Origin of the sequence: Streptomyces sp. NPDC005803 (assembly GCF_040630435.1) — a bacterium.
Lineage (GTDB): Bacteria > Actinomycetota > Actinomycetes > Streptomycetales > Streptomycetaceae > Streptomyces.
Genome location: NZ_JBEXXO010000002.1, coordinates 539964 through 563348, shown reverse-complemented (window position 1 = coordinate 563348; position 23385 = coordinate 539964). Strand labels below are relative to the sequence as shown.

General features: G+C 71.6%; 19 protein-coding genes. 9 read left to right on the top strand and 10 right to left on the bottom strand.

All coding sequences use genetic code 11. The annotated features are described in order from the left end of the window. The first annotated feature begins 136 nt into the window (after window positions 1–136). Window positions 137–1069, top strand: coding sequence for a MerR family transcriptional regulator (locus ABZ454_RS05190; protein WP_359536133.1), 933 nt, complete (start codon window positions 137–139; stop codon window positions 1067–1069). 16 nt (window positions 1070–1085) lie between these two features. Here the strand turns inward: ABZ454_RS05190 and ABZ454_RS05185 are convergent, their stop codons facing one another. After that, window positions 1086–2045, bottom strand: coding sequence for a LysR family transcriptional regulator (locus ABZ454_RS05185; protein WP_359536132.1), 960 nt, complete (start codon window positions 2043–2045; stop codon window positions 1086–1088). 137 nt (window positions 2046–2182) lie between these two features. Between ABZ454_RS05185 and ABZ454_RS05180 the strand changes: the two genes are divergently transcribed. The 3 genes from ABZ454_RS05180 to ABZ454_RS05170 all read left to right on the top strand — a co-directional run bounded on the left by ABZ454_RS05180 (window position 2183) and on the right by ABZ454_RS05170 (window position 5403). Beyond that, on the top strand, window positions 2183–2878 hold the full coding sequence (locus tag ABZ454_RS05180; RefSeq protein ID WP_359536131.1) for a type 1 glutamine amidotransferase domain-containing protein: 696 nt from the start codon (window positions 2183–2185) through the stop codon (window positions 2876–2878). A 449-nt stretch (window positions 2879–3327) separates the two neighbouring features. After that, complete coding sequence (locus ABZ454_RS05175) at window positions 3328–3921, top strand: WHG domain-containing protein (protein ID WP_356319770.1); 594 nt, start codon at window positions 3328–3330, stop codon at window positions 3919–3921. A gap of 123 nt (window positions 3922–4044) precedes the next feature. After that, on the top strand, window positions 4045–5403 hold the full coding sequence (locus tag ABZ454_RS05170) for an ROK family transcriptional regulator (RefSeq protein WP_359536130.1): 1359 nt from the start codon (window positions 4045–4047) through the stop codon (window positions 5401–5403). Window positions 5404–5455: 52 nt separating this feature from the next. Here ABZ454_RS05170 and ABZ454_RS05165 read toward each other — a convergent pair whose 3' ends face one another. Next, window positions 5456–6547, bottom strand: coding sequence for a LacI family DNA-binding transcriptional regulator (locus ABZ454_RS05165; protein WP_359536129.1), 1092 nt, complete (start codon window positions 6545–6547; stop codon window positions 5456–5458). A 235-nt stretch (window positions 6548–6782) separates the two neighbouring features. Between ABZ454_RS05165 and ABZ454_RS05160 the strand changes: the two genes are divergently transcribed. After that, window positions 6783–8126 carry a transglycosylase family protein gene (locus tag ABZ454_RS05160; RefSeq protein WP_359536128.1) on the top strand — a complete coding sequence of 448 codons (1344 nt, stop codon included), beginning with the start codon at window positions 6783–6785 and terminating at the stop codon, window positions 8124–8126. On the opposite strand, the gene ABZ454_RS05155 is transcribed toward ABZ454_RS05160, so the two are convergent. After that, complete coding sequence (locus ABZ454_RS05155; protein ID WP_359536127.1) at window positions 8096–9415, bottom strand: DMT family transporter; 1320 nt, start codon at window positions 9413–9415, stop codon at window positions 8096–8098. The two genes, ABZ454_RS05160 and ABZ454_RS05155, sit on opposite strands and share 31 nt — an antisense overlap. A 224-nt stretch (window positions 9416–9639) precedes the next feature. On the opposite strand from ABZ454_RS05155, the gene ABZ454_RS05150 reads away from it, so the two are divergent. The 3 genes from ABZ454_RS05150 (at window position 9640) to ABZ454_RS05140 (ending at window position 15784) form a co-directional block, all read left to right on the top strand. Beyond that, a complete protein-coding gene (locus tag ABZ454_RS05150) occupies window positions 9640–10359 on the top strand; it encodes a ferric iron reductase (protein WP_359536126.1) in 720 nt (239 codons plus the stop codon). Between the two features lie 339 nt (window positions 10360–10698). After that, on the top strand, window positions 10699–13305 hold the full coding sequence (locus ABZ454_RS05145) for a PA14 domain-containing protein (RefSeq protein WP_359536125.1): 2607 nt from the start codon (window positions 10699–10701) through the stop codon (window positions 13303–13305). 127 nt (window positions 13306–13432) lie between these two features. Beyond that, window positions 13433–15784 (top strand): GH92 family glycosyl hydrolase, encoded by a 2352-nt coding sequence (locus ABZ454_RS05140; RefSeq protein WP_359536124.1) that lies wholly within the window; start codon window positions 13433–13435, stop codon window positions 15782–15784. A gap of 76 nt (window positions 15785–15860) precedes the next feature. Here ABZ454_RS05140 and ABZ454_RS05135 read toward each other — a convergent pair whose 3' ends face one another. Together ABZ454_RS05135 and ABZ454_RS05130 are read right to left on the bottom strand one after the other, a co-directional pair. Next, window positions 15861–16193: an STAS domain-containing protein gene (locus tag ABZ454_RS05135; protein ID WP_356319807.1), complete on the bottom strand. Its 333-nt coding sequence runs from the start codon at window positions 16191–16193 to the stop codon at window positions 15861–15863. A 250-nt stretch (window positions 16194–16443) separates the two neighbouring features. Next, a complete protein-coding gene (locus ABZ454_RS05130; protein WP_359536123.1) occupies window positions 16444–16956 on the bottom strand; it encodes a MarR family transcriptional regulator in 513 nt (170 codons plus the stop codon). Between the two features lie 80 nt (window positions 16957–17036). Between ABZ454_RS05130 and ABZ454_RS05125 the strand changes: the two genes are divergently transcribed. Next, a complete protein-coding gene (locus ABZ454_RS05125) occupies window positions 17037–18212 on the top strand; it encodes a PP2C family protein-serine/threonine phosphatase (RefSeq protein ID WP_359536122.1) in 1176 nt (391 codons plus the stop codon). A gap of 28 nt (window positions 18213–18240) precedes the next feature. Here the strand turns inward: ABZ454_RS05125 and ABZ454_RS05120 are convergent, their stop codons facing one another. The 5 genes from ABZ454_RS05120 to ABZ454_RS05100 form a co-directional block, all read right to left on the bottom strand. After that, window positions 18241–18696, bottom strand: coding sequence for an ATP-binding protein (locus tag ABZ454_RS05120; protein ID WP_356319808.1), 456 nt, complete (start codon window positions 18694–18696; stop codon window positions 18241–18243). A 101-nt stretch (window positions 18697–18797) separates the two neighbouring features. Further along, window positions 18798–19241, bottom strand: coding sequence for a response regulator (locus ABZ454_RS05115; protein WP_356319780.1), 444 nt, complete (start codon window positions 19239–19241; stop codon window positions 18798–18800). Continuing rightward, on the bottom strand, window positions 19238–20884 hold the full coding sequence (locus ABZ454_RS05110) for a CHASE3 domain-containing protein (RefSeq protein WP_359536121.1): 1647 nt from the start codon (window positions 20882–20884) through the stop codon (window positions 19238–19240). The genes ABZ454_RS05115 and ABZ454_RS05110 overlap by 4 nt, the downstream gene beginning before the upstream one ends. Next, entirely contained in the window at window positions 20881–22080 is a 1200-nt protein-coding gene (locus ABZ454_RS05105; RefSeq protein WP_359536183.1) for a fused response regulator/phosphatase, read from the bottom strand. The genes ABZ454_RS05110 and ABZ454_RS05105 overlap by 4 nt, the downstream gene beginning before the upstream one ends. Before the next feature lie 320 nt (window positions 22081–22400). Next, window positions 22401–23297 carry a SigB/SigF/SigG family RNA polymerase sigma factor gene (locus ABZ454_RS05100; RefSeq protein WP_359536120.1) on the bottom strand — a complete coding sequence of 299 codons (897 nt, stop codon included), beginning with the start codon at window positions 23295–23297 and terminating at the stop codon, window positions 22401–22403. Window positions 23298–23385 lie beyond the last annotated feature (88 nt).

Sequence of the window (23385 nt, the reverse complement as noted above, 5' to 3'; positions counted from 1 at the left end):
TGCGGCCGTCACTCACGCCACGCGGCGGCCGGAGGGGGCGACACACCGCCGGGCCGCCCCCGGGACGGCGGCTTGAGTCTCCTCCGGGGGAGGCGGGCTTGAGTCTCCCCCCGGGGGAGACGGGAGAGTGGGGCGCATGAACGGCGACACGCATCTCTCGATCGGCGAGCTGGCACGGCGGACGGGGCTCACGGTCAGGACCGTCCGCTCGTACTCGGACCGCGGGATCGTGCCCCCGGCCGGCCGCAGCCCGGCCGGCTACCGCCACTACGGCCCCGAGGCCGTGGCCCGTCTCCATCTGGTACGGACGCTGCGCGCGCTCGGAGTCGATCTGCCCACGATCCGCGAGGCCGTGGACCGGGGCACCCCGCCGGCCGAGGTCGCCGCGGCGCACGCGGACGCGCTGGCGGTGCAGATCCGGGTGCTGAGTACGCGGCGCGCGGTGCTCATGGCCGCCGCCAAGCGTGGCTCGACCTCCGAGGAGATGGATCTCATGCACCGACGGGCCATGCTCTCCGAGGACGAACGACGGTCACTGACCGGGGAGTTCCTGGCCGAGGTCTTCGACGGCGCGGGCGCGGGCGTAGCGGGCGTGATGAGGTCGATGACGCCGCAGTTGCCCGACGACCCCGCCGAGGAGGAGGTGGAGGCGTGGATCGAACTGGCCGCACTGTCCCAGGACCCCGGTTTCCGGACGGTCATGCGACGCGCGGCCGAGCACCACGCCGAGGACCGGGCCGGTGCTCGCAGCCTCGTTCCCCGGCGCGAGCCGGAAGCGATGATCCGCGACCACACCGCCCCGGCGCGCGCGGCGGGCGTCGACCCGGCCTCCGCTCAGGCGGGCCCCGTCCTCGACGCCGTCCTGGCCGGGTACGCGACGTTCTGTGGCCGGCCGGACGACGAAGCGCTCCGGGAGCGGCTGCTCGCCCGCCTCGACACCGTCAACGATCCACGCAGGGAGAGGTATCTCCGCCTGCTCGCCGTGGTCAACCGCTGGCCGGCTCCGGACCCGCTCGCGCCCGAACTGGACTGGTTCTGTGCGGCGTTGCGAGCCAGGACCGCGTCCTGACCCGGCCGCCGGCGAGCTACCAGGTGCGGCCCGCCCGCAGGAGGAGGTCACGCACCTCGCCGACATGAGGGTTCACGGCGGAGACCGTCCGCTGCACCAGATAAGCCGTGTTGATCGGAGGGTCCTCCGGATCGGCCAGCAACGTCACTGCACCCGAGTCGAGTTCGGCCGCGCACAGATAGCGGGGCAGCACCGAGAATCCCGCGCCCGACGCGATCAGGGCCAGGACACCGCGCAGGTCGGGGACGGTCACGGCGGCCGGGGTGTCCAGCCGTCTGCCGAATACGTGCCGCCAGTACCGGCGGGCGATCGGCAGGTCCTCCGCGTACGTGATCAACGGCATCCCGTGCAGCGCGGCGGGCCCGCGGGCGGTCACCGCCGGGGGACCGCCGACACGTTCGGCGACGGCCGGAGCCGCGATCAGGACGAACTCCTCGTCCATCAGGGGGACGGCGCTCAGGGCGCGGCCGCGCGGCCGGGCGGTGGAAATCACCAAGTCGTGCTGTCCTGAGCGGAGTTCGTCCAGCAGTGGATCCGTCAGGCCGGTGGACGCCCGCAGGTGCACCCCTTGGGCCACGAGCGGTGCGAGTGCCGGGAGCGCGCGCAGACACAGCAGCTCGGCGGGTCCGGCCAGCCGGACGGGCCCGGCCGCCGCGGCGCCGGCGGATCCCTCGTCGCCGGTGACCACCGCCAGGTCGTCGAGCGGTGCGGCCACGCGCGCGGCGAGGGCGTCGGCGAAGGGCACGGCAACCACACCACGGGCCTGCCGCTCGAAGAGCTCGCACCCGAGCCGGCGCTCCAGGGCGCGGATCTGGGTGGTCACCGTCGGCTGGGACAGGCCCAGCAGCCGGGCGGCGGCGGTGAAGGAACCGGAGCGGTGGACGGCCAGGAAGGTGCGCAGCAGATTGAGATCCGCCGGGCCCGTGGCAGCCGTCTGCCCCATTCCCGTCATCCCATTGGATTCCCTATCGCTCATACCCGCGATCCTATTGGAGTTCCCGGGGGGCGCGGCCGTACCGTCGGATCTGTCGGCGTGACGGCGGCCCGGATCCGGGCCGCCGCAGCGCATAGCCCTCCCGGACGCCGAGCGTCCGGCTCTACGAGAGATGTGACATGGCAAAGATCCTTTTCGTCGTGACCGGATCCGACCACTGGACCCTGGCCGACGGGACCGCGCACCCGACCGGCTTCTGGGCGGAGGAGGTCGTCGCCCCGTACGAGAGGTTCAGGGCGGCCGGGCACGAGATCGTCGTCGCCACCCCCGGGGGAGTGGTGCCGACCGTGGACCGGGGAAGCCTGGCTCCCGAGTTCAACGACGGCCAGGAGAACGCCGACAAGGTGGCGGCGGCCGTCGCCGGCATGTCCGAGCTCGGGCACCCGCTGAAGCTGGAGGACGTGGACCCCGCGGACTACGCGGCGGTGTTCTACCCGGGTGGGCACGGCCCCATGGAGGACCTCGCGGTGAACCCCGACTCCGGGAGGCTGCTGACCCGGGCGCTGGATTCGGGGATGCCGCTGGGCATCGTCTGCCACGCCCCGGCCGCTGTGCTCGCCGCCACGAAGGACGACGGTACCAACGTCTTCGCCGGGTACCGGCTCACCGGTTTCACCAACACCGAGGAGAGCCAGGCCGGTTTCGCCGACCGGGCCAAGTGGCTGCTCCAGGACCGTCTCGTGGAGGTCGGCACCGACTTTCAGGAGGGCGAGCCGTGGGTCCCGCACGTGATCGTCGACCGCAACCTGGTCACCGGCCAGAACCCCGCGTCGGCCGGCCCGCTCGCCGACGAACTGCTCAAGAAGATCGGCTGAAGCCGGCCGGCCACCCGCTCCCCGTCTGACTTCCGGAAGGCATCGACCGTCACCACTCCCCCCGCCGGACGCAGGCTGGTCGGCCCCGCCGGGACGCCGACCGGCCACCGTCCCGGGGTGGCGTGTCAGGACCTCAGGGATCAGGCGCTGAAGCGTGTGTCAGGGCCCCCAAGATCAGGTGGGGGCGCGTGTCAGGGTTTCCGGGGCCAGGCGCCGGAGCATGTGTCAGGGGCCCTCGCCACCCGATCACGGAGAGCGCTCTCCTCCCTCCCGGCGCCGCTGCCTCGTCCGTTCCGCCACGCTTGTCCCCTGCCGCAGGGTGCACAGCTGCGCGGTATCGCGCCCTTCCCTGGTCACCGCTGGGCCAATTAGGGCCTGGGTCAGGCCCTCTGCCTGTGTATATTCGGAGAAAAGCTAAAGGTCCTAGGCAGTGCGGGGTGGGGGCGGCAATGGTGCGCGCGGGGCTCACGACCGAACGGGTCGTGACGGCGGCTGCCGACCTGGCCGACTCGATCGGCTTCGGCAAGGTCACCATCTCCGCGCTGGCGCGTGGTTTCGGCGTCAAGGACGCCAGTCTGTACTCCCACGTGAAGAACCTGGGGGACCTGCGGACCAGGGTCGCGCTGCTGGCCGCGGGAGAGTTCATCGACCGGATCGAGGCGGCCGTGGCCGGCCGGGCCGGGAGGGACGCGCTGATCGCGTTCGCCGACGCCTACCGGTCCTTCGCGCTGGAGTGCCCCGGCCGGTACGAGGCGACACGGATGCGCGTCGACCCCGCCGTCGTCGCCGAAGCGCCCGCGTACCACCGGACCATCGCGACCACCTCGTCGATGCTGCGCGCCTACGGTCTGACCGAGCCCGACCTCACGGACGCGGTACGGCTGCTGCGCAGCACGTTCCACGGGTTCACCGCGCTGGAGGCCGACGGCGGATTCGGTGCGCCGCGCGCCGTGCAGACGTCCTGGGAGCGCGCCGTCGAGGCCCTGCACTTTCTGCTGGCGAACTGGCCCGCGGCCACCGCGCGGCCCGAACCCGGCAGGTGAGGGCGTGTGCGAAGGCGTGCCGGCGCCGGTGGCAGCCGGGTAGTTCATGGCGTGAGTTAAGCGGCGAGGGAAGGCTGCGCCGGGTGAGCGGGCGCGGTATGTTGCGGGAGGAGAAGGAGCGTCATGGCTGAGCGCGACAGTCGGACCGTGCGGGACCTGCGCCGGGCCAACCGGGCGAGGGTGCTGCAGCGGTTGTACTTCGACGGTCCGTCGAGCCGGCAGGAACTCGGCCCCGCGACCGGGCTGAGTTCGGGTTCCATCAGCAACGTCGTCGCGGAACTCGCCGCGGAGGGCCTCCTGGAGGAGGCCGGCGTCGTGGACTCCGACGGCGGCCGCCCCCGCACGCTGCTGCGCGTCGCCCCCGGCAGCGGCCTCCTCATCGGCGTCGACATCGGCGAGACCAGGATCAGGGTGGAGCTCTTCGACCTGGCCCTCACCGAACTGGCCCGTACCGAGCGCCTGCTGGCTCAGCACGGCTACGACGTCGACCGCATCGTCGGCCACGTCCGCAGCGGGGTCGCGGACGTACTCCGGGACGCCGGCGCCGATCCGCACCGGCTTCTCGGCGTCGGCGTCGGCGTCCCCGGCATCATCGAGCGCCACGCGCCGGACGGGGCGCTCGGTGATGTGGGCTCCGTCGTCCATGGCCAGACCATCGACTGGAGCGCGGTCCCGTTCGAGCGGCTGCTCCGCGACTGCGTACAGATTCCGCCGGAGGTGCCATTCTTCATCGACAACGGCGCCAAGACCCTCGGCCAGGCGGAGATGTGGTTCGGCGGCGGACGCGGCGCGGGCTCCTCGGCCGTCGCCCTCATCGGCTCCGGCGTCGGCGCCTGCGTCAACCGCGGCGACCTGCTCGACGAGGACCGCAGCAGCGTGGCCCTCGAATGGGGCCACATCACCGTGCAGTTGCGCGGCCGGCGCTGCCGGTGCGGATCGATCGGCTGTCTGGAGGCGTACGCGGGCGCCGAGGCCATGCGCGAGCGCTGGCACGAGGCGGGCGGCCCGCTGCCCGCCGACGCCGACGACGAGACCGCGCTCGCCGCGCTGCTCGCCGCCGCCTACCCCGGCCCCGGCGGCGAGCCCGACCCGCTGGCCGTCTCCCTCCTCGACGAGACGGCGGCATGCCTGGGCGCTGCCCTGGGCGACCTGATCAACCTCTTCCTGCCCGAGCGCATCCTCCTCGGAGGGTGGGCGGGCCTGCTGATCGGGCCGCATCTGCTGCCCGACATCCGCCGCTACGCGCAGGAGTACGCGCTCCGCCACGCCGCGGCCCGCACCACGATCGAGCTGGGCCGCCTCGGCCCCGACGCGGTGACGGTGGGCGCGGCCACTCTCCCCCTGTCCGCCTTCCTGGCCCGGGGCGGCAGCCGCCCGTCCTCCGGCCCCCGACCGGGCCTCCCGGCGCCGGGGTCCCGGACGGCCGCGGACACGGTACGGAACACGAAGCGGCCCCGGGCGACGGCGGACGCGAGGGAGTGAGGCGCCGGGTGTCGCGACGGCCACACCGGGGTGAGGCGGGGGCGTCCGGCGCCTACGCCGACTCCCGCACCACCAGCGCAGGTTCGAAGATCACCGAAGACGCCGCCCGCTCCGGCTTCGACAGCCGCTCGATCAGCAGCCGGGCCATCTCGGCGGCCATCGCCTCGACCGGCTGACGGACCGTGGTCAGCGGCGGGCGGCAGACGGACGCCGCACTGCTGTCGTCGAAACCGATCACCGCGACATCCTCGGGCACGCGTCTGCCGTGCTCCCGCAGCACGTGACAGGCGCCCGTCGCCATCAGGTCGTTGGCGGCGAACACCCCGTCCAGGTCGGGGTGTTCGGCCAGCAGCCACGCCATCGCGGCCTCGCCGCTCTGCTGGGTGAACCGCCCCTCGGCGATCGGGACGCCGTCAAGTCCGCGACTCGCCAGGGTGTCGCGGAATCCGGCCAGCCGTTCCTGACCCGCGGCCATGTTCAGCGGGCCGGTGATGGTCGCGACGCGTCGGCAGCCACGGGCCAGCAGGTGTTCGGCGGCCAGCCGGGCGCCGTCCTGGTGGGCGAGGTCCACATAGTCGATCCGGACCGGCCGGGCGGGCCGTGCGTACAGCACCGCGGGCAGCCCGGCGTCCACGAGCAGACCGGGCAGCGGGTCGTCCGCGTGTGTCGAGACGACCAGAGCGCCGTCCGCGCTGCCCTGGCGCAGGAAGGAGACCACGTCCGCGCGGGCCCGTGCCGTCTCCGCGAACATCAGGACCGGGTGCATGCCGCGCGGCCGCAGATGGTCGACCACCCCGGTCACGACCCGGCCGAAGAACGGGTCGGCGAAGACCTGCGCGGTGAAGGACGACCCGTTGTCCGCCCCGCCTCCGGCCGTCACCCCGGCCTCGGCCGGCCCGGGTTCGACGCCCGCCCCCGAAACCACCAGCGCGATGGCGTCGGTGCGCCGGGTCACCAGGGAGCGCGCCGCGCGGTTGGGCGCGTAGCCGGTGAGGTCGACCGCGCGGCGCACCGCGTCCTGGATCACCGGGTCGACGTTCCGTACGCCGTTGATCACCCGGGAGACAGTGGCGCGGGAGACCCCGGCCGTCCTCGCCACATCTTCGAGCGTGGGTGTACCGCCAGGTCGTGGGTCATCCGTCATGAGCGCATTTATAGCATCAACGGAGAGCGCTCTCCGGGGTCTTCGGCGTCCGGCGGGACCGGTCCGCTCCCGGCGGGCGTCCTCACTGTCGAGCGGAATCACTCCTCCCGGGAGCGGGCTGCGGACCCCCGGCCACCGTGGTGGCCGGAACTCGCTGTGCTCTTGTCATCACCCGCTGTCTGCACATAAGTTGACCGCTTGCGACGTGTCCTACTGTCAGTGGGGGAGCCAAGTCATGGCCGCGAACGGACGGCACCGCAGATACCAGCCGAGCCGCATCAACCGTGCCTCGCTCACGGTCACGGCGGGCGGTGCGGGCCTTGCCCTCCCGCTCCTCACCGCGGCGTCGGCAGGCGCGGCGTCAGGTGATGTCTGGGACAAGGTCGCCGCGTGCGAGTCGACCAGCAACTGGAGCATCAACTCGGGCAACGGGTACTTCGGCGGGCTCCAGTTCACCCGGTCGACCTGGGCGGCGTACGGCGGCACGGTCTACGCCCCGCGCGCGGACCTGGCCACCAGGGACCAGCAGATCGCCGTAGCGGAGAAGGTGCTGGAGGGGCAGGGGCCGGGCGCCTGGCCGGTCTGTTCCGGCCAAGCCGGTCTGACCCGGGGCGGCGGCGAACCCGACATCAGCCCGCAGACCGAGCGGATCACCGGCGTTCAGACGCCGAAGAAGGCCGCATCCCGGACCTCCGCCACGGGCAAGGCCGAGACGAAGACCGCCTCGGCGGCCACCATGCCGACGACGGTGCCGGGCAAGCGCGACTCGTACACCGTGGCACGCGGGGACTCGCTCTCCGGGATCGCGGCCGACCGGCGCCTGGAGGGCGGCTGGCAGCGGCTCTACTCGGCGAACCGCAAGGTCGTCGGTGACGACCCGGACCTGATCTTTCCGGGGCAGCGCCTGAGCCTGGACCTGGCCGGGACCCCGAGGACGATCACCGGCGCCGCTCCGAAGGCGGACACAGCGCCTGAGCCGCGAGCCAAGGAGAAGGCGGCGCCCGCACCGAAGGGAACGGCTCGGCCCGAGCGCACGCACGCGGACGACCGGCCGACGCAGCACGCGAAGCCGAAACCGGCAGCGCAGCCGAAGCACACCCAGCAGGCGAAGCCGAAGCCCAAGAAGACCGAGACCCACCGGACCGTGCCCCACAAGACCGAGCGGGCGGAGAAGCACTCCGGGCTCACCGCCCCGGTGGCGGCCCGCACGGGCACCCCGTACCACCAGGCAGGTTCCTGGTCCAGTGGCTACCACACCGGCGTCGACTTCCCCGTACCCACCGGCACGTCGGTGAAGGCGGTGGCGTCCGGCACGGTCGTCTCGGCGGGCTGGGGCGGTGCGTACGGCTACCAGATCGTCATCCGGCACGGCGACGGCAAGTACAGCCAGTACGCGCACCTGTCGTCGCTCCTCGTGCGCTCCGGGCAGCACGTCGGCGGGGGGCAGCGCATCGCCCGCTCCGGGTCCACCGGCAACGTCACGGGCCCGCACCTGCACTTCGAGGTCCGTACGGGCCCCGACTACGGCTCCGACGTCGACCCGCTGGCCTACCTCAGGGCAGGCGGCGTCAGGGTCTGAACGCCGGGGCTGTCACCGGCCACGGCGGCGGATGCGGCGGACCCGGCGGATGACGCGCGCTTGCGCGCGGCGCCGTCGAGCGGCCGCGGGTCCGGACCGGACTCCGCGTGACCCACCCACCCCTCCAGCGGCATCCGCACGGGCAGCGACAGCAGGGCGGGCGACTTTTCCTCGGCCGCCACGGGCGCCCTCGGTCCCGCCGGTGGGAAGGTCACCACGGTCGGGGCCGTCGACCGCACCGGCCTGGGCAGTGCGCCCGCCGGGTCGATCGGTGCGCCCGCCGGGGCCGGCGAGCCGGCGGGCCCGACGAAATCCCCCGCGCCCTCACCGGAGGCGCCGGCGGGCATGGGTTCCCGTCCGCGCGCGTCGACGGCGGGGCCGCCCGATGGCTCGCTCGCGTGGGCGACGGTCTGCGGGCGCTCGCCGCCGTCCGCGTGCTGCGCTTCGCGGCGCTCCGCACTCATCCGTTCCGTGGTCAGCATGACCAGCCCCCCGGCCGCGACGGCTCCGCAGACGAGGGCGAGCACCGTGCCCGCGGTGCCGTGGCGGAACTGCTCGCCGAACAGCGTGATGCCGACCGCCGCGGCGACGACCGGGTTCACGACGGTCACCGTGGCGAGCGGCGCCGTCAGACCGGCGCCGCGGTAAGCGGCCTGGGCCAGCAGCAGCCCGGCGCCCGCGAGAGCGGCGATCACCAGCAGCGTCGGAACGCCCGCACCCACCGAGCCCGACGTCCACTGCATGGCCACGGTCTTCGTGAACACCGAGGCGATGCCGAACGCGACACCCGAGGCCCCGGCCAGGACGACGCTGCGCATCACCGGCCGGCGCATGGCCTTCGCGATCAGCATGAGCGCGACCACCGCACCGAACGTCACGAGGGCGAGCATGAGTTGCTCCGACCCGCCGAGGAAATGCGCGTCGGAACTTCCGGTCAGGGCCAGCAGCCCCGCCAGCCCCACGGTCGCCATGAGCGCGCCGCGCCATGCGCTCGCGCCGGCCTTGCGGCGTACGAAGAGTGCGGCCATCGGCAGGGCGAAGACGATGGTCAGAGCGCCCAGTGGCTGCACGAGGCTGAGCGGACCGTACGCCAGCGCCACCACATGTAGCAGGGCCCCCACGCCATTCAGCGCCACCGCCGCCCACCAGACACGGTCGCGGAGCGGAGCGAGTGAGCGGCCGTCGGAGGCCGTGGCCACGCGTTCCTGGACGATCGCCCCGGCCGCGTACGCGACCGCGGAGACCAGTGACAGGAGCACGGACAGCGCGAGGGAACTCATGTACACCACGATCTCCCTTCACAGCCGCCACGTCGTCGTCCCTGAGGCGGCGATTCGGCGTACTGCTTTGGTAGTACGGGAGTGGTCCCGGTGTCCTCCTCCCGACGGTAGTCCTCCCTTGTGCCCGCCGTCAGAACGATCATCCCGCACGGATACGGTGAACCGCGAGCCGCGGCACCGCCGGTGTCCGGTGGGTCACAGCAGGTGGCCGGGCGGAGGGAGGCGGCGGCGTGATGAACCGGAACGAAGAGGACGGCCCGGGCGCGTTCTTCGCGTTGCGGACCGACCCGGGGCCGGATCCGGACGGCGGTCATCTCGCGCTGGCGCGGTTGTACGCGGGGGACGGCGCACCGCTCGCCGCCCGGATCGACACCGTCGCGGCGAGGCTCGGAACGGCCGAACGGCGCGTCGCCGCCTCCGTCGCCCATCTGGGGCTCGCCGCGCGGCTGTGGTCCACCGCGCTCGGCCCGGCGGTCCTCACAGGCGGCTTCCCCGGTCTGCGGCCCGAGGACCTCCACTGGGATCCCCGGCTGCCGGCCCCCGACGACCTCTGGCACGACGGAGCCACCCTTCTGCCGGGAACGGCCGTCCGGATCCGCGCCGTCGTCCAGCACGGCCACCTCGAACCGCTCGGCGCCGCGGTCCGCCGGGACACCCCCGTGCCGGCCCGGCTGCTGTGGGGCAACGCCGGGTCCGCGCTGGCCGGAGCGGTGCGCCAACTGATCGCCTGGGCGCGCACCCACGGCAGGCCGGACGTCGCCGCGCGCACCCGCGCCCTGGCCGCCGAACTCTTCGACCACCCCGATCTGCGCCACACGGGCGCGCCGCACGGACCGGGATTCCGCAGAGGCACCTGCTGCCTCTACTACCGCGTCCCGGGCGGAGGCCTGTGCGGTGACTGCGTCTTCGACGCGGCCCCGCGCAGACCGCCGGGGCGTTCCGCGCGCGGCTGACCGCCGGGTTGGACTGACAGCGCCTCATGGCCGTCTCCCGCCGGCCGCGCGGCACATACCGCGCCGCGTACCGTGCCTCGCGGCCGGCGAAAAGCAGCCGAGGGACGGAAGCGCTGACTAGCCCGCAGGGCACGCCGAATCGCGGCGTGGCCCGCGGGGCCGCGCCGGCGCTCTGTGGGCTCTGACCTGCTCTCCTCCGGTCGTCCTCCGCCCCGAACAAGGGCTTGTCATGGACCTGGACAGGGCCGCATCCGGCGTGCTGTCATGCCAACTGCTCTTTCTTCCAACGTTGTACATCGTGTGGCAACGAGCCGCCACCTTCCTCACCAAGGAGGATTCGTGCGCATCGACAAAAGACTGATATTGCTGCTGGCAGCCGCCGTGGGGGCCGCCGGACTGACCGCCGTACCCGCTGCCTCGGCCGCCGGACAGGACCCCGGTGGCTCCAGCGAAGTGCAGGGGCTGAAGGGGGAGTACTACACGCAGTCCGCCCCGGGCGCCTTCGACTTCGGGGAGCTCAAGGCCACCGGATTCGATCCCTCCATCGACTTCCCGACCCTTGAGTCGCGACTGACCTCGGCGACCGGACAGGCCGACGACGCCAGCATCCGCTGGACCGGGAAGATCGTGCCGGAGAAGTCCGGAGCCCATACGTTCTCCATGATCGGGGACAACGGCTTCCGCCTCTGGATCGACGGGAAACCGGTCATCGATCACTGGGTCGACGACTGGGAGCGCGAACAGACCTCCCAGCCGGTCGAGTTGACCGCCGGGACCGCCTACGACTTCAAGGTGGAGTTCTTCGAGCACCAGGGAGGCTCGAACCTGCACCTCGCATGGACGGAACCGGGCGGCACCAAGGTGCCCGTACCGCAGTCCGCCTTCCGGCTGCCGGACGACTTCGCGTACGACGGGGCCATCGGCGCCACCGTGCTCGCCGACGGCCGCACCCTCAAGCTCGACTTCGCCCAGAAGCTCGGCGCCCTGCCCGCCGGTCTGGTGAACCACCTGGACGCCGTCATCGGCGGGGCCGAGTGGCCGCTCGGGGCGGTCAAGGCGGACCCGGCCGACCCGCGCAGTCTGACCGTCGCCCTCAAGGAGCCGGTCGTCGGGAACAAGGCCGGTGACGCCACGGGCCTGGCCGACATCCGTTACGACGGGGACGGCGCACTGGCCGGCGTGGACGGCAAGGCGGTCGGCGCCTTCTGGTCCAGCGGGCCCAACCACTCCACGTATCAGCTCAAGACGGAGTGGGCCGACGAGGTCGGGCCGAAGAACGCCCTGCCCGAGTACCCGCGCCCCCAGCTCACCCGCGACGCCTGGCAGAACCTCAACGGTTCCTGGGAGTTCGCCGCGGCGAAGGCGGGGGAGGCGCCCCCGGTGGGCAAGAGGCTCGGCGAGAAGATCCTCGTCCCGTACCCGGTGGAGTCGCAGCTCTCCGGGATCGAACGCCACGAGGACCGGATGTGGTACCGCCGGACCTTCACCGTCCCGAAGAACTGGAAGGTCGGCTCGGCCCAGCGGCTCCAGTTGAACTTCGGCGCCGTCGACTGGCAGTCCGAGGTGTACGTCAACGGCCGCAAGGTCACCGAACACAAGGGCGGCTACGACAAGTTCAGCGCCGATGTGACCGACGCGCTGAAGCCCGGCCGCACCCAGGAGCTGATCGTCGGCGTCTACGACCCGACCGACGCCCAAGACGGCGAGAACCCGCCGATGGGCAAGCAGCGCCTGGACCCGAGCGGCATCTGGTACACCCCGTCCTCCGGTATCTGGCAGACCGTCTGGATGGAGCCGGTGGCGGCCGACCACGCGGACTCGCTGAAGCTCACCCCGGACGTTCCGGGCGAGAGCGTCGCCGTCGAGGTGCGCGGCGTCCGAGACGGGGTGCGGGTCACGGCGACCGCGTACGACGGCAAGCGAAAGGTGGGCACCGTCACCGGCCGGACCGGATCGGCCCTGAGGGTGCCCGTGCCGGACCCGCACCTGTGGTCCGCGGACGACCCGCATCTGTACCAGCTCAAGGTCACCGTCGGATCCGACCGGGTCGGCAGCTACTTCGGCATGCGGTCCATCGCCGTCGAGAAGGTGAACGGCACCCCGCGCACCGTCCTCAACGGCAAGCCGGTCTTCCTGATGGCCACCCTCGACCAGGGGTTCTGGCCGGACGGGCTGCACACCGCCCCCACCGACGAGGCCCTGGCGTACGACCTGAAGATGCACAAGGCGCTGGGCTTCAACTCCGTCCGAAAGCACATCAAGGTCGAGCCCGACCGCTGGTTCTACTGGGCGGACAAGCTGGGCCTGATGGTCTGGCAGGACATGCCGGCGATGAACACCGTCAACCCGTCGGCCGCCGCGCGCGCCGAGTACGAGCACGAGATGAAGGAGATGATCGACGAACACTCCAGCCACCCGTCCGTCGTCATGTGGGTGACCTTCAACGAGGGCTGGGGCCAGTACGACGAGGCCCGGATCGCCGATCAGGCCAAGGCCTGGGACCCGACGCGCCTGGTGAACAGCATGTCGGGCATCAACCTGGGCACCGACGGCGGCACCGGGGACATCATCGACGAGCACGGCTACCCCAGCCCCGCGCTGCCGAAGCCGGACGGCCGACGGGCCCTGGTCAGCGGGGAGTACGGCGGGCTCGGCCTCGCGGTCCCCGGCCACGCCTGGGCCGTCCAGCAGTCCTACATCGCGGTCGACCCCGCCACCTACACCGACGACTACCTCACCAAGCTCGACGAGGTGCGCGCGCTGGCCTGCAAGGGCAGCAACGGTGCGGTGTACACGCAGATCTCCGACGTGGAAGGTGAGCTGAACGGTCTGCTCACCTACGACCGCAAGGTCGTCAAGCCCGAGGTGAAGCGGGTGCACGACGCCCAGCAGGCGCTCATCCGTGACGCCTCGAAGGCGGTCGTCGCCGGCTGCCCCGCGGCCTGAACTCCGCCGCCGCCCGGGCCCGCCCGCGAGGGACGGGCCCGGGCGGGGGCCTCCGACCCCTTGACGCCGATCAACGGGGAACCAAGAATGATCGCGCTCTGACAACGTTGTCCTAAGGAGTATCCCCATGCACCGGAACCCCCGGCCGCGCCTGCGCGGCCCGGCGGCCGCACTCGCCGCCGCCGCGCTCCTGGGCGGTGTCCTCACCGCCGGGGCCACGGCCCAGGCCGCACCCCGGGCCGACGGACGGCTGACCGACCTGGTCAACCCGTTCATCGGCACCCAGAACGAGGGCAACACCTACCCCGGCGCCTCCGTGCCCTTCGGCATGGTGCAGCTCTCCCCGGACACCGGCCACAACACCGGCTACGACTACGGCGAGAACCACATCCGCGGCTTCTCCTCGGTCCACCTCTCCGGAGTCGGCTGCGGACTGGGCGGCGACCTGCCGACCCTTCCCACCACCGGAGACGTCACCGAGACCGACTACGCGAAGTACGCGGCGGAGTTCAGCCACGACGACGAGAAGGCGAGCCCCGGCTACTACAAGGTCGGGCTCAAGAACGGCATCGAGGCGGAGCTGACCGCGACGCGGCGCACCGGCGTGCAGCGCTACACCTTCCCCGCCACCGCCAAGGCCAACGTGCTGCTCAACGCCGGCCAGTCGCTGCACCGCACCCTCTCCTCCGAGGTCGAGATCCTCGACAACCGGACCGTGCGGACCGCGATCAAGGGCAGCGGCTTCTGTCAGGACACCAAGGCGTACACGGTCTACACCGTCACCCACTTCGACCGGCCGTTCACCACGTCCGGCACCTGGAACGGCGCCACCGTCACCGAGGGCTCGAAGAAGTCCTCGGCCACCGACGCCCGCAACGGCGCCTGGCTGCGCTTCGACACCACCGAGGACCGCACGGTCGAGGCCACCACGGCCCTGAGCTACGTGGACGCCAAGGGCGCCGCGCTCAACCTCCGTGCCGAGGGCGGCCACAGCTTCGCCCACGTCGAGCGCGCCGCCCAGCGCACCTGGGAGGACCGCCTCGAAGGCGTGAAGGCCCAGGGCGGCAGTGACGAGCTCCGCCGCACCTTCTACTCGTCCCTGTACCGGTCCTTCCTCGCGCCCAACGTCGGGAGCGACGTGGACGGCCGCTACACCGGCTGGGACCAGAAGAAGCACCGCGCGGAGAAGTTCACGTACTACCAGAACTGGTCCCTCTGGGACACCTACCGCACCCAGGCCCAGCTCCTCTCCCTGCTCGCCCCGCGCGAGTCCCGCGACATGGCGATATCGGTCCTGCGCATCGACGCCGAGAGCGGCTGGCTGCCCAAGTGGGGCTACGGCACGGTCGAGACGAACATCATGACCGGCGACCCGGTCACCCCCTTCCTCACCAACGCCTACCAGCAGGGCCTGCTGAAGGGGTACGAGGAGGAGGCGTACCGCGCCCTGAAGAAGAACGCCGACGGCGTGCCGGCCGCCGACTCCGCCCCGGTCGGCCGCGAGGCCAACGTCGCCTACCTGAAGGACGGCTTCGCCCCCTACATCAAGGGCCGGCCGCACGCCAAGCCCGGCGACTCCGACTACGACCACGGCGCGTCCGCCACCCTGGAGTACGCCCTGTCCGACGGGATGCTCGCCGAGATGGCCCGCGACCTCGGCCACGACGCCGACGCCGCGCGCTACGAGGCCCGCGCCCAGAACTACCGCAAGATCTTCGACCCCTCCACCGGCTTCTTCCGCGCCCGTGACGCCTCCGGCGCCTTCACCGGCCCCGCCGACCCGGCGCAGAGCGAGGGCTTCCACGAGGGCACGTCCTGGCAGTACCAGTGGATGGTGCCGCAGGACATTCCCGGGATGGTCGACCTGATCGGCGGCAAGGACGCCGCCAACCAGCGGCTCGACTCCTTCTTCGCCTACGACAAGCTCCTCGCCGACCCGGCGAAGACCGCGCGCGAGGTGTGGGTCAACGGCCCGTACGCGTACTACAACGCCGACAAGTACAACCCGCAGAACGAGCCCGACCTCATCGCCCCGTACACCTATCTCTCCACCGGCCAGCCGTGGAAGACGACCGACGTGGTCCACGCCGCCCTGACCCTCTTCACCAACGGGCCGACCGGCATGACGGGCAATGACGACCTCGGCACCATGTCCGCCTGGATGGTGCTCTCGTCCATCGGCGTCTTCCCGGTGCAGCCGGGCACCGACACCTGGGGTCTGTCCACCCCGGCCTTCGAGCGCGTCGACATCACGCTCGACCGTCGGTACTACCCGCGCGGTTCGCTCACGGTGAGCGCCCCCGGGGCCTCGGACACCGACCGTTACATCCAGTCGGCGCGGCTCGACGGTGCGCAGCAGTCGCGCACCTACCTCACCACGGACGACATCCGCTCGGCGCGGTCGCTCTCCTTCACGGTGGGCAGCGAGCCGTCGGGATGGGGCACCTCGCCCGAGGACGCCCCGCCCGCACTGGGCTGACCCGCACCACCCGCGACACGCCGAGCGCCCTTCCCCTCGTCCGACGAGGGGAAGGGCGCTCGGCGTTGCCGCGGCCTCAGTGGGGCAGCGGGGGGTCGAGCGCCTCGGCGACGGTCGGGAAGACCGGAAGCACACTGTCGAGGCCCAGCACCCCGATGAGCCGTTCCATGAACGGGGACGGTGCGGCGAGCCGCAGCCGGGGACCCAGCAGGGTCTGGCCCTGAAGCAGCACGTTCACCGTCGTGGAGTCCGCGAAACTCACGTCCGAGAGGTCGACGACGACGGGCCGGTCGTCGCTCGAGGCCGCGCCCCCCAGGGCGGCGCCGAGCGGGGCGACGTTGTCGATGTCGAGGTCACCGGTCACGGCGAGCACCAGCGCTCCCCGGTCCTGTCGTGGGACGATGCGCATGGCTCTGCCGGCGCTGGGGGAAGGGAGCACGGTCACCTCGTGACGCATTGGGGGGCGGGGAGTACGCCGGTTGACGTGGACGGTCCGGTGCGAGCCCGTACCTGCTCGCGGTGGGTGTGGCCAACGATAGAAGTAATAGTTGCCATTTGACAACATTCTCCGTGGGGCAACAATCTGTACCCGCAATGATCAACGATCGCACCCCCCTCGGGGCGTGCCTCAGGAGCGCGGAAGCAGGGGCTGGATGAAGCTAGGCGCTGTCCGCGATGTCCTCGCGGAGCCGGTCGGCGGGACTACGGCCGGAGGTGAGCCGCTGGGACGCGGCGGACTGGAAGGCGGCCAGCCCTTCGGCGAGCGCCGCCACCTCGGCGGGCTGCATCCGTTCCAGCACCGCGGAGAGCTCGCGCGTGCGGATCGCCCGGTACTCCTGCAGCAGGCTGTGGCCCCGCCCGGTCAGCCGCAGCTCGACCTCGCGCCGGCTCGTCGGGCTCGGGGCGCGCTGGACGAGGCCCATGGCCTCCATCCGGTCGCAGAGCCTGCTCACCGACGGGGCGCGCGAGCCGAGCGCCTCACCGAGCGAGCGGAGGTTGCTGCCCTCCTGCTTCTCGATGACCAGCAGCGCCCGCAGCTGCGAGGGCGAGACCGTGCCCGGAGGCGCGGCCTCCTGGCCGCGGCCCCACAGCACCTCCAGCAGTTCGGAGGCGGCGCAGACGTCCTCGGACAGCCGCTCAAGGCGGTGAGGGAGACCGGTGCGGTGGGGCATCCATCCACTCTGTCACCCGGAACGTCATCCTGTCAGCCCGGCACCCTCCCCGTCACCCGACGAAGATTGAGCGGAAGACCGTGAACGCCCGTACCGAAATCGAGAGAGCCGTACGCGCCGCCGCGCCGCATGCCCTGGTGGAGACGGTGCGCGGCGCACTCGCCACCGCGTACGGCGCCCGGTCCGTGCAGATGCTGCTGGCGGATTACGGAATGACCGTGCTCAATCCGGTAGGCCCCGTACCGGGAGCCGAGCGCTCCCTGTCCATGCACAACAGCCCGCAGGGCCGTGCCTTCGGCAGCCAGCTCCCACTCGAGGAGCCGGCCGGTAGCGGCGACTCGGTCAGCCACCACTTTCCCGTCACGGTGCGCGGCGAGCGCCTGGGCATCCTCAGCGTCTGCCTCCCGGCCGCACGGTCCACCCCGCAGACCATGGACGAGCTGGCCCATGTGGCCGACCTCCTGGGCCACGAGATCATCGTGGCCGACCGCGACACCGACCGCTACCAGCGCGCCCGGCGCACGACCCGGCTCACCCTCGCCGCCGAGATGCAGTGGCAGCTGCTCCCCGCCCGGGCGTTCACCGCGGCCGAGTACGCGATCGGCGCGCAGCTGGAACCGGCCTACGCCATTCACGGGGACAATTTCGACTGGGCCGCGGAGAGCGAGCAGCTGACCGTCTCCGTGACCAACGGCATGGGCGAGGGCATCGAGGCCTCCCTGCTCACCAACCTCGCCGTGAACGCCTTGCGCAACGCCAGGAGGGCCGGGATCGGGATCGCCGACCAGGCCGCCCTCGCCGACCAGGCCCTCTACGACCAGCACCGCGGCAGCGCCCATGTGTCGACCCTGCTCCTGCGCTTCGAACTCGCCACCGGGTCGGTCGGCGTGGTGGACGCGGGCTCCCCGCAGCTCTGGCGGCTGCGCGGTCGAACGGTCGAGCGCGTGTACCTGGACGCCCAGCTGCCGCTCGGCATGTTCGAGGAGTCGCAGTACGTGGTGCAGAATCTGCAGCTGCTCCCGGGCGACCGGCTGCTGCTCGTCAGCGACGGGGTGTACGAGACGATGTCGCCGTCGGGCGAGGAGTACGCGCAACGGGGGCTGGCCAGGGCGATCCTCGCGACCCGGCTGTTGCCCGCCGCGTCGGTACCGGGCGCCGTCCTGCGCGAACTCGCCGACTACCGTGAGGCGGACACGCTCGATGACGCGCTGGTCGTCTGCATCGACTGGTTCGGAAGGCCGCGGAGCGACGCCTGACCCCCGGCCCGCGGGCTGCTGGGGCGGTTCAGCTGCTGAGCGTGAACTCGGCGCGGATGCGCTTGCCGACCGGAACCCGTTCGGCCGTGAGGCGGTCGCACAGCGCCACGACGATCTCCATGCCGTGGCCGCCCAGCCTGCTCGGGTCGGGGGAGTAGAAGACCGGGAGCGCGCTGCTGGTGTCGTAGACCGTGACACTGATGCGCTCGGCGTTCCCCTCCAGCTCCAGCAGGTAGGGGCCGTGGCTGTAGCGTTCGGCGTTGGTCACCAGCTCACTCACGGCCAGCATCAGATCGTTGCGCGTGTGAGTACCGAGCACGGCCATCCACTCCGCCACGAGCCGCGCGAGGAAGCGGTCGGCCAGGGCACGCGCCTGAGAGATGCACCCCGGCTCCCCGTCGAACACCTCAGCACTGTGCAGTGCCTCCGTGGGCGGACACCTCATCGTGGAGGTGTCCGGCCGAGAGTTGGCCTCTTCGTTCATGTGCTCCAGCCAGGGCGCAGCGGGGGAGGCCACGGGCCTCTGTTCTCGGTGCTCGTGTACCCCGGGACGGAGATCCCACTCCCGATCAGTTGCACCAGATATTACGCACGTCCGGGAAGCCGCACCACCGTCACGAAGAATTCATCGATCTGGCGGACGGCCGCGATGAACTGGTCCAGGTCGACCGGCTTCGTGACATAGGCGTTCGCGTGCAGTTTGTAGCTGCGCAGGACGTCCTCCTCGGCGGAGGACGTCGTCAGCACGACCACGGGGATGAGCGAGAGCTCCGGGTCCTGCTTGATCCGCGCCAGCACCTGGCGCCCGTCGTACTTGGGCAGATTCAGGTCGAGCAGGATCAGGTCGGGACGCGGGGCGTCGACGTGCTCGCCTCGGCGGTACAGGAAGTCGAGCGCCGCCTGCCCGTCGCGGACCACATGGAGCGTGTTACCGATCTTGTTGTCCTCGAACGCCTCGCGCGTCATCAGCTCGTCGCCGGGGTCGTCCTCGACGAGAAGGATCTCTATGGGCTGTACGGGGGCGGTCACGCGGCATCTCCGGAGATCTCGGCGGGTTCGGTGGGACGGGTCGTTTCCCCGGCTTCGGCCAGGGAGGCTTCAGCCGGGGAGGCTTCGGCTTCGGCGGGCAGACAGAAGTGGATGCGGGCGCCCACGCGGGGTTCCGGATCGAGCCAGATCCGGCCGCCGTGGAATTCTATGATCTTGCGGCAGAGGGCGAGCCCGATGCCCGTGCCGTCGTACTCGTCGCGGGCGTGCAGACGCTGGAAGATGACGAAGACCTTCTCGGCGAACTCCGGGGCGATCCCGATGCCGTTGTCCGTCACGGTGAAGTGCCAGAAGTCACCCTCCCGCGTACAGCCGACCGTGATCACGCACGGCTCGTCCGGGCGACGGAACTTGACGGCGTTCCCGAGCAGGTTCTGCCAGACCATGGCGAGGGTCGTCGCGTCCCCGTTCACCTCGGGGAGGGGGTCCGTACGCACCACCGTGGTGCCCGACTCCTCGATCACCAGCGTCAGGTTGACGAGCGCCCGGTCCAGCGAGCGGTCGAGGTCGACGGCGCTCCAGCTGTCGTGGACCCGGCCCACCCGGGAGAAGGTGAGCAGGTCGTTGATGAGCACCTGCATGCGCTTGGCGCCGTCGACCGCGAAGTCGATGTACTGCCGGCCGCGTGCGTCCAGCTCGGTCCCGTACCGCTTCTCCAGCAGCTGGCAGAACGACGCCACCTTCCGCAGCGGCTCCTGGAGGTCGTGCGAGGCGACGTAGGCGAACTGCTCCAGCTCGGAGTTGGACCGGCGCAGCTCCTCCGTCTGCTGCGCCAGGAGGAGTTCGCGCTCCTGGGCGGCGTCGAGCTCCTCGACCAGCCGGCGCCGCATGTCCTCGACGGCCTCGGCCACGGCCCGGACGTCGGAGGGGCCGGGGACGTCGATCCGCCGGCGGAAGGCGCCGGACTGTACCCGGTGGGAGGCCTCGGCCAGCGCGTTGAGCGGCCTTCCCACCACCCGGTGCAACAGCAGACTGAGGGCGACGACGCACACGACGAAGCAGCCCACCAGCGCGAACAGCGTCCGGTCGCGTGTGACGCGGGCGTCGTTGAGCTGGGCGCGCGCGTGGTCCCGGGCGGCGTCGAGATGGGACTGCTGCGCGCCGTAGAGCCGCCGCAGTGTGTCGAAGGCGGCCTTGCTCCCGTCGGTCCTGCTGGACGACCTGCCCTCCGGGCCGTCGCGGCGGACGGCGGCGATCAGCGGCTCGGCGTGCTCCGTGCGCCACCGCGCGGAGGCGGCGGCGATCCGGTCCAGATCGCGGGCGTACGGCCCAGCGTCTCCCATGGCCGAGCGGACCTGCGACAGCCGCAGTCGCTCGTCACGCCTTCCCGTCTCGTAGGGCTGGAGGAAGGACGGGTCGCCGGTGAGGGCGTAGCCGCGGACCCCGGTCTCCTGGTCGAGCAGTGCGTTCTGCAACTGGAAGGAGGCCGAGCGGGCCGGCTGGATGCGGTCCACCAGTTCGGTGGTCCGGTCGGATATCTGCGCCAGGACGAGTCCGCCGACCACCAGGCAGACGCACACGACCGCGACGAAGCAGGCCAGGATCAGGTGGACCCAGTTCTGCACCGACAGCCGCGCCGGCTGCCGTGGCTGCTGCGGTCCGTCGTCGGGGGAGTCACTGGTCACGAAGGGGTCCTCTTCCAGGCGAGATGCAGTACGGCCACGTCGTCGGCCAGCCCCCCGTGGGGAGCCGCGCCCTCGGCGGCGCCGGCGACCAGCGCGTCGACGAACGACCGGGCCGGGAGACCGGCCCGCTCCCGGGCCATGGCGAGGAGCCCCTCCTCGCCCAGCCGGGTGTCCGGCCCGGTGCGCCCCTCGAAGAGACCGTCGGTGAAGAGCACGAGACCGGCGCCGGGTTCCAGAGCATGCTCGGTCGAGACCCACTGGCCGTGGCCGGGCAGCAGTCCCAGGGCGATGCCGCCCTCCGGCTCCACCCACTCGATGCCGGTGCCCTGGCGGAGCAGCAGCCCCGGGTGTCCCGCCCGGACGATCCGGACGTGGTCCCCGGCAGGCGGAAGGACGAGCGAGGTGACGGTCGCGAAGACATGGGGGTCGGAACGCTCGGCGACGAGCATCTCCTCCAGCAGCGCGAGCTGTTCCAGCTGGTCGGTGCCGCACAGGACCGCCATGCGCCAGGCCACCCGGAGGCACACCCCGAGCGCGGCCTCCGCCGCACCGTGTCCCGACACGTCGCCGATCACGGCGTGGACCGTGCCGTCGGATCTCTGGACCACGTCGTAGAAGTCGCCGCTGAGCAGTCCGTAGGCACGCCCCGGCTCGTAGCGGGCGACGGCCTCGAAGCTGTCGTCGTTCAGCAGGGGAACGGGCAGCAGCCCGCGTTCGAGGCGCGCGTTCTCCTGGGCCATCAGCTGATTGGTGCGAAGCGCGCTCGCCGCCCGTTCGACCTGCTTGCGCTGGAGGGCGTAGCGGACCGCACGGGACAGCGCCTGCGGGTCGATCCGCCCCTTGACGAGGTAGTCCTGCGCGCCGGTGGCCACCGCGTCGAGCCCCGCCTCGGCCTCGGCCAGGCCGGTCAGGACCACGATGGCGGCGTCCGGCGCGGTCTCCACGATGCGGGTGACGGCGGGCAGCCCGTGAACGTCGGGAAGGTGCAGGTCCAGCAGGACGCAGACCGGTACCGGATTCCGGCGCAGGAAGTCCAGCGCCTCGGCCATCGTTCTGCACCGGGTGAGCGCGGAGTCCAGCTCGCTGTCCGCGAGCATCTCCTCGACGAGCAGGGCGTCGCCCGCGTCGTCCTCGACGAGCAGGATGGAGGCGTTGAGGCCCCAGACGGAAGGCCGGGAGGCCGGGTCGGCCTGCAACGGAAACGTCGCCGCGACCGGGTGCCGGACCTGGAGGCCGGTCTGCGTCTCAGCCACGCTTCACCCTCTCGTAGTGTCCGAGCGGGCCACCCGCCGTCGCCCAGCAGCATATGTGAACGCCCCCGGCCGCTGTGCCGTCGGGCGTCGTCCCCATGGGGTGCGGGAACGGTCCGGCGGGCAGGCTGGGGCGGCGAATTGGGCGGGTTTCTCAGTTCCGTGCGAGTGTTCTCAGCTCCGTGAGAGCACGCGTCTCAGCTCCGTGAGAGCGCGCGAGAGCGGGGGCCGGAGAAACCGGCCCCCACCTCGCTCACCCGCCGGCCTCAGGCCTCGACGGACATCCCCTCGCGCAACCGCTTGACGATGCGTGCGATCAGCCGGGACACGTGCATCTGCGAAATCCCGAGTTCGGCGCCGATCTGGGACTGCGTCATCTCCTGGCCGAAGCGCATCTGCACGATCCTGCGCTCGCGGTCGTCGAGCTGTTCGAGCAGGGGCGCCAGCGTGTGGAGGTTCTCGACCGTCTCCATCCCGGGATCGAACTCGCCCATCATGTCGGCGAACGACCTCTGGTCCTTGCCGGAGTCGGTCTCGGCCGAGGGCGCGTCGAGGGACCCCGCCGCATAGCCGTTGGCCGCGACGAGCCCTTCGATGATCTCCTCCTCGGGCAGTTCGAGGAAGGCGGCGAGCTCCTTGACGGTCGGATCGCGGTCCAGCTCCGCGGACAGCTGCTCCTTCGCCTTCGCGAGGTCGACCCGGAGTTCCTGGAGCCGGCGGGGCACGTGCACCGCCCACGTGGTGTCACGGAAGAAGCGCTTGATCTCTCCGACGATGTAGGGGACCGCGAAGGTCGCGAACTCGACGTCGCGCGAGAGGTCGAACCGGTCGATGGCCTTGATGAGCCCGATGGTGCCGACCTGGATGATGTCCTCGGTGTCGTCGCCGCCGCGGTTGCGGAACCGCGAGGCGGCGTAGCGCACCAGCGAGAGGTTCATCTCGATGAGGGTGTTGCGCGCGTACTGGTACTCGTGCGTGCCCTCCTCGAGAACCTGGAGCCGGTCGAGAAAAATCTTCGACAGAGCACGGGCATCCTTCGGGGCCACCTTCCCGGTGTCCTCGATCCAGGGCAGGTCCGAAGTGCCGTGGCCGGTACCGGTCCGCTCCGAAAGCGTGCGCACGGTGGCGAGGGTCTCGCCGGTCCGCTCCGTCGTGGTCGCCATGTTGTCGCCCCTCCTCATCTGCAAGTACTTCAGCCCTCGTCTGCCCCGTAACCAGAAGGCCATGCCGACCGGATGCGATTTTTTTCCA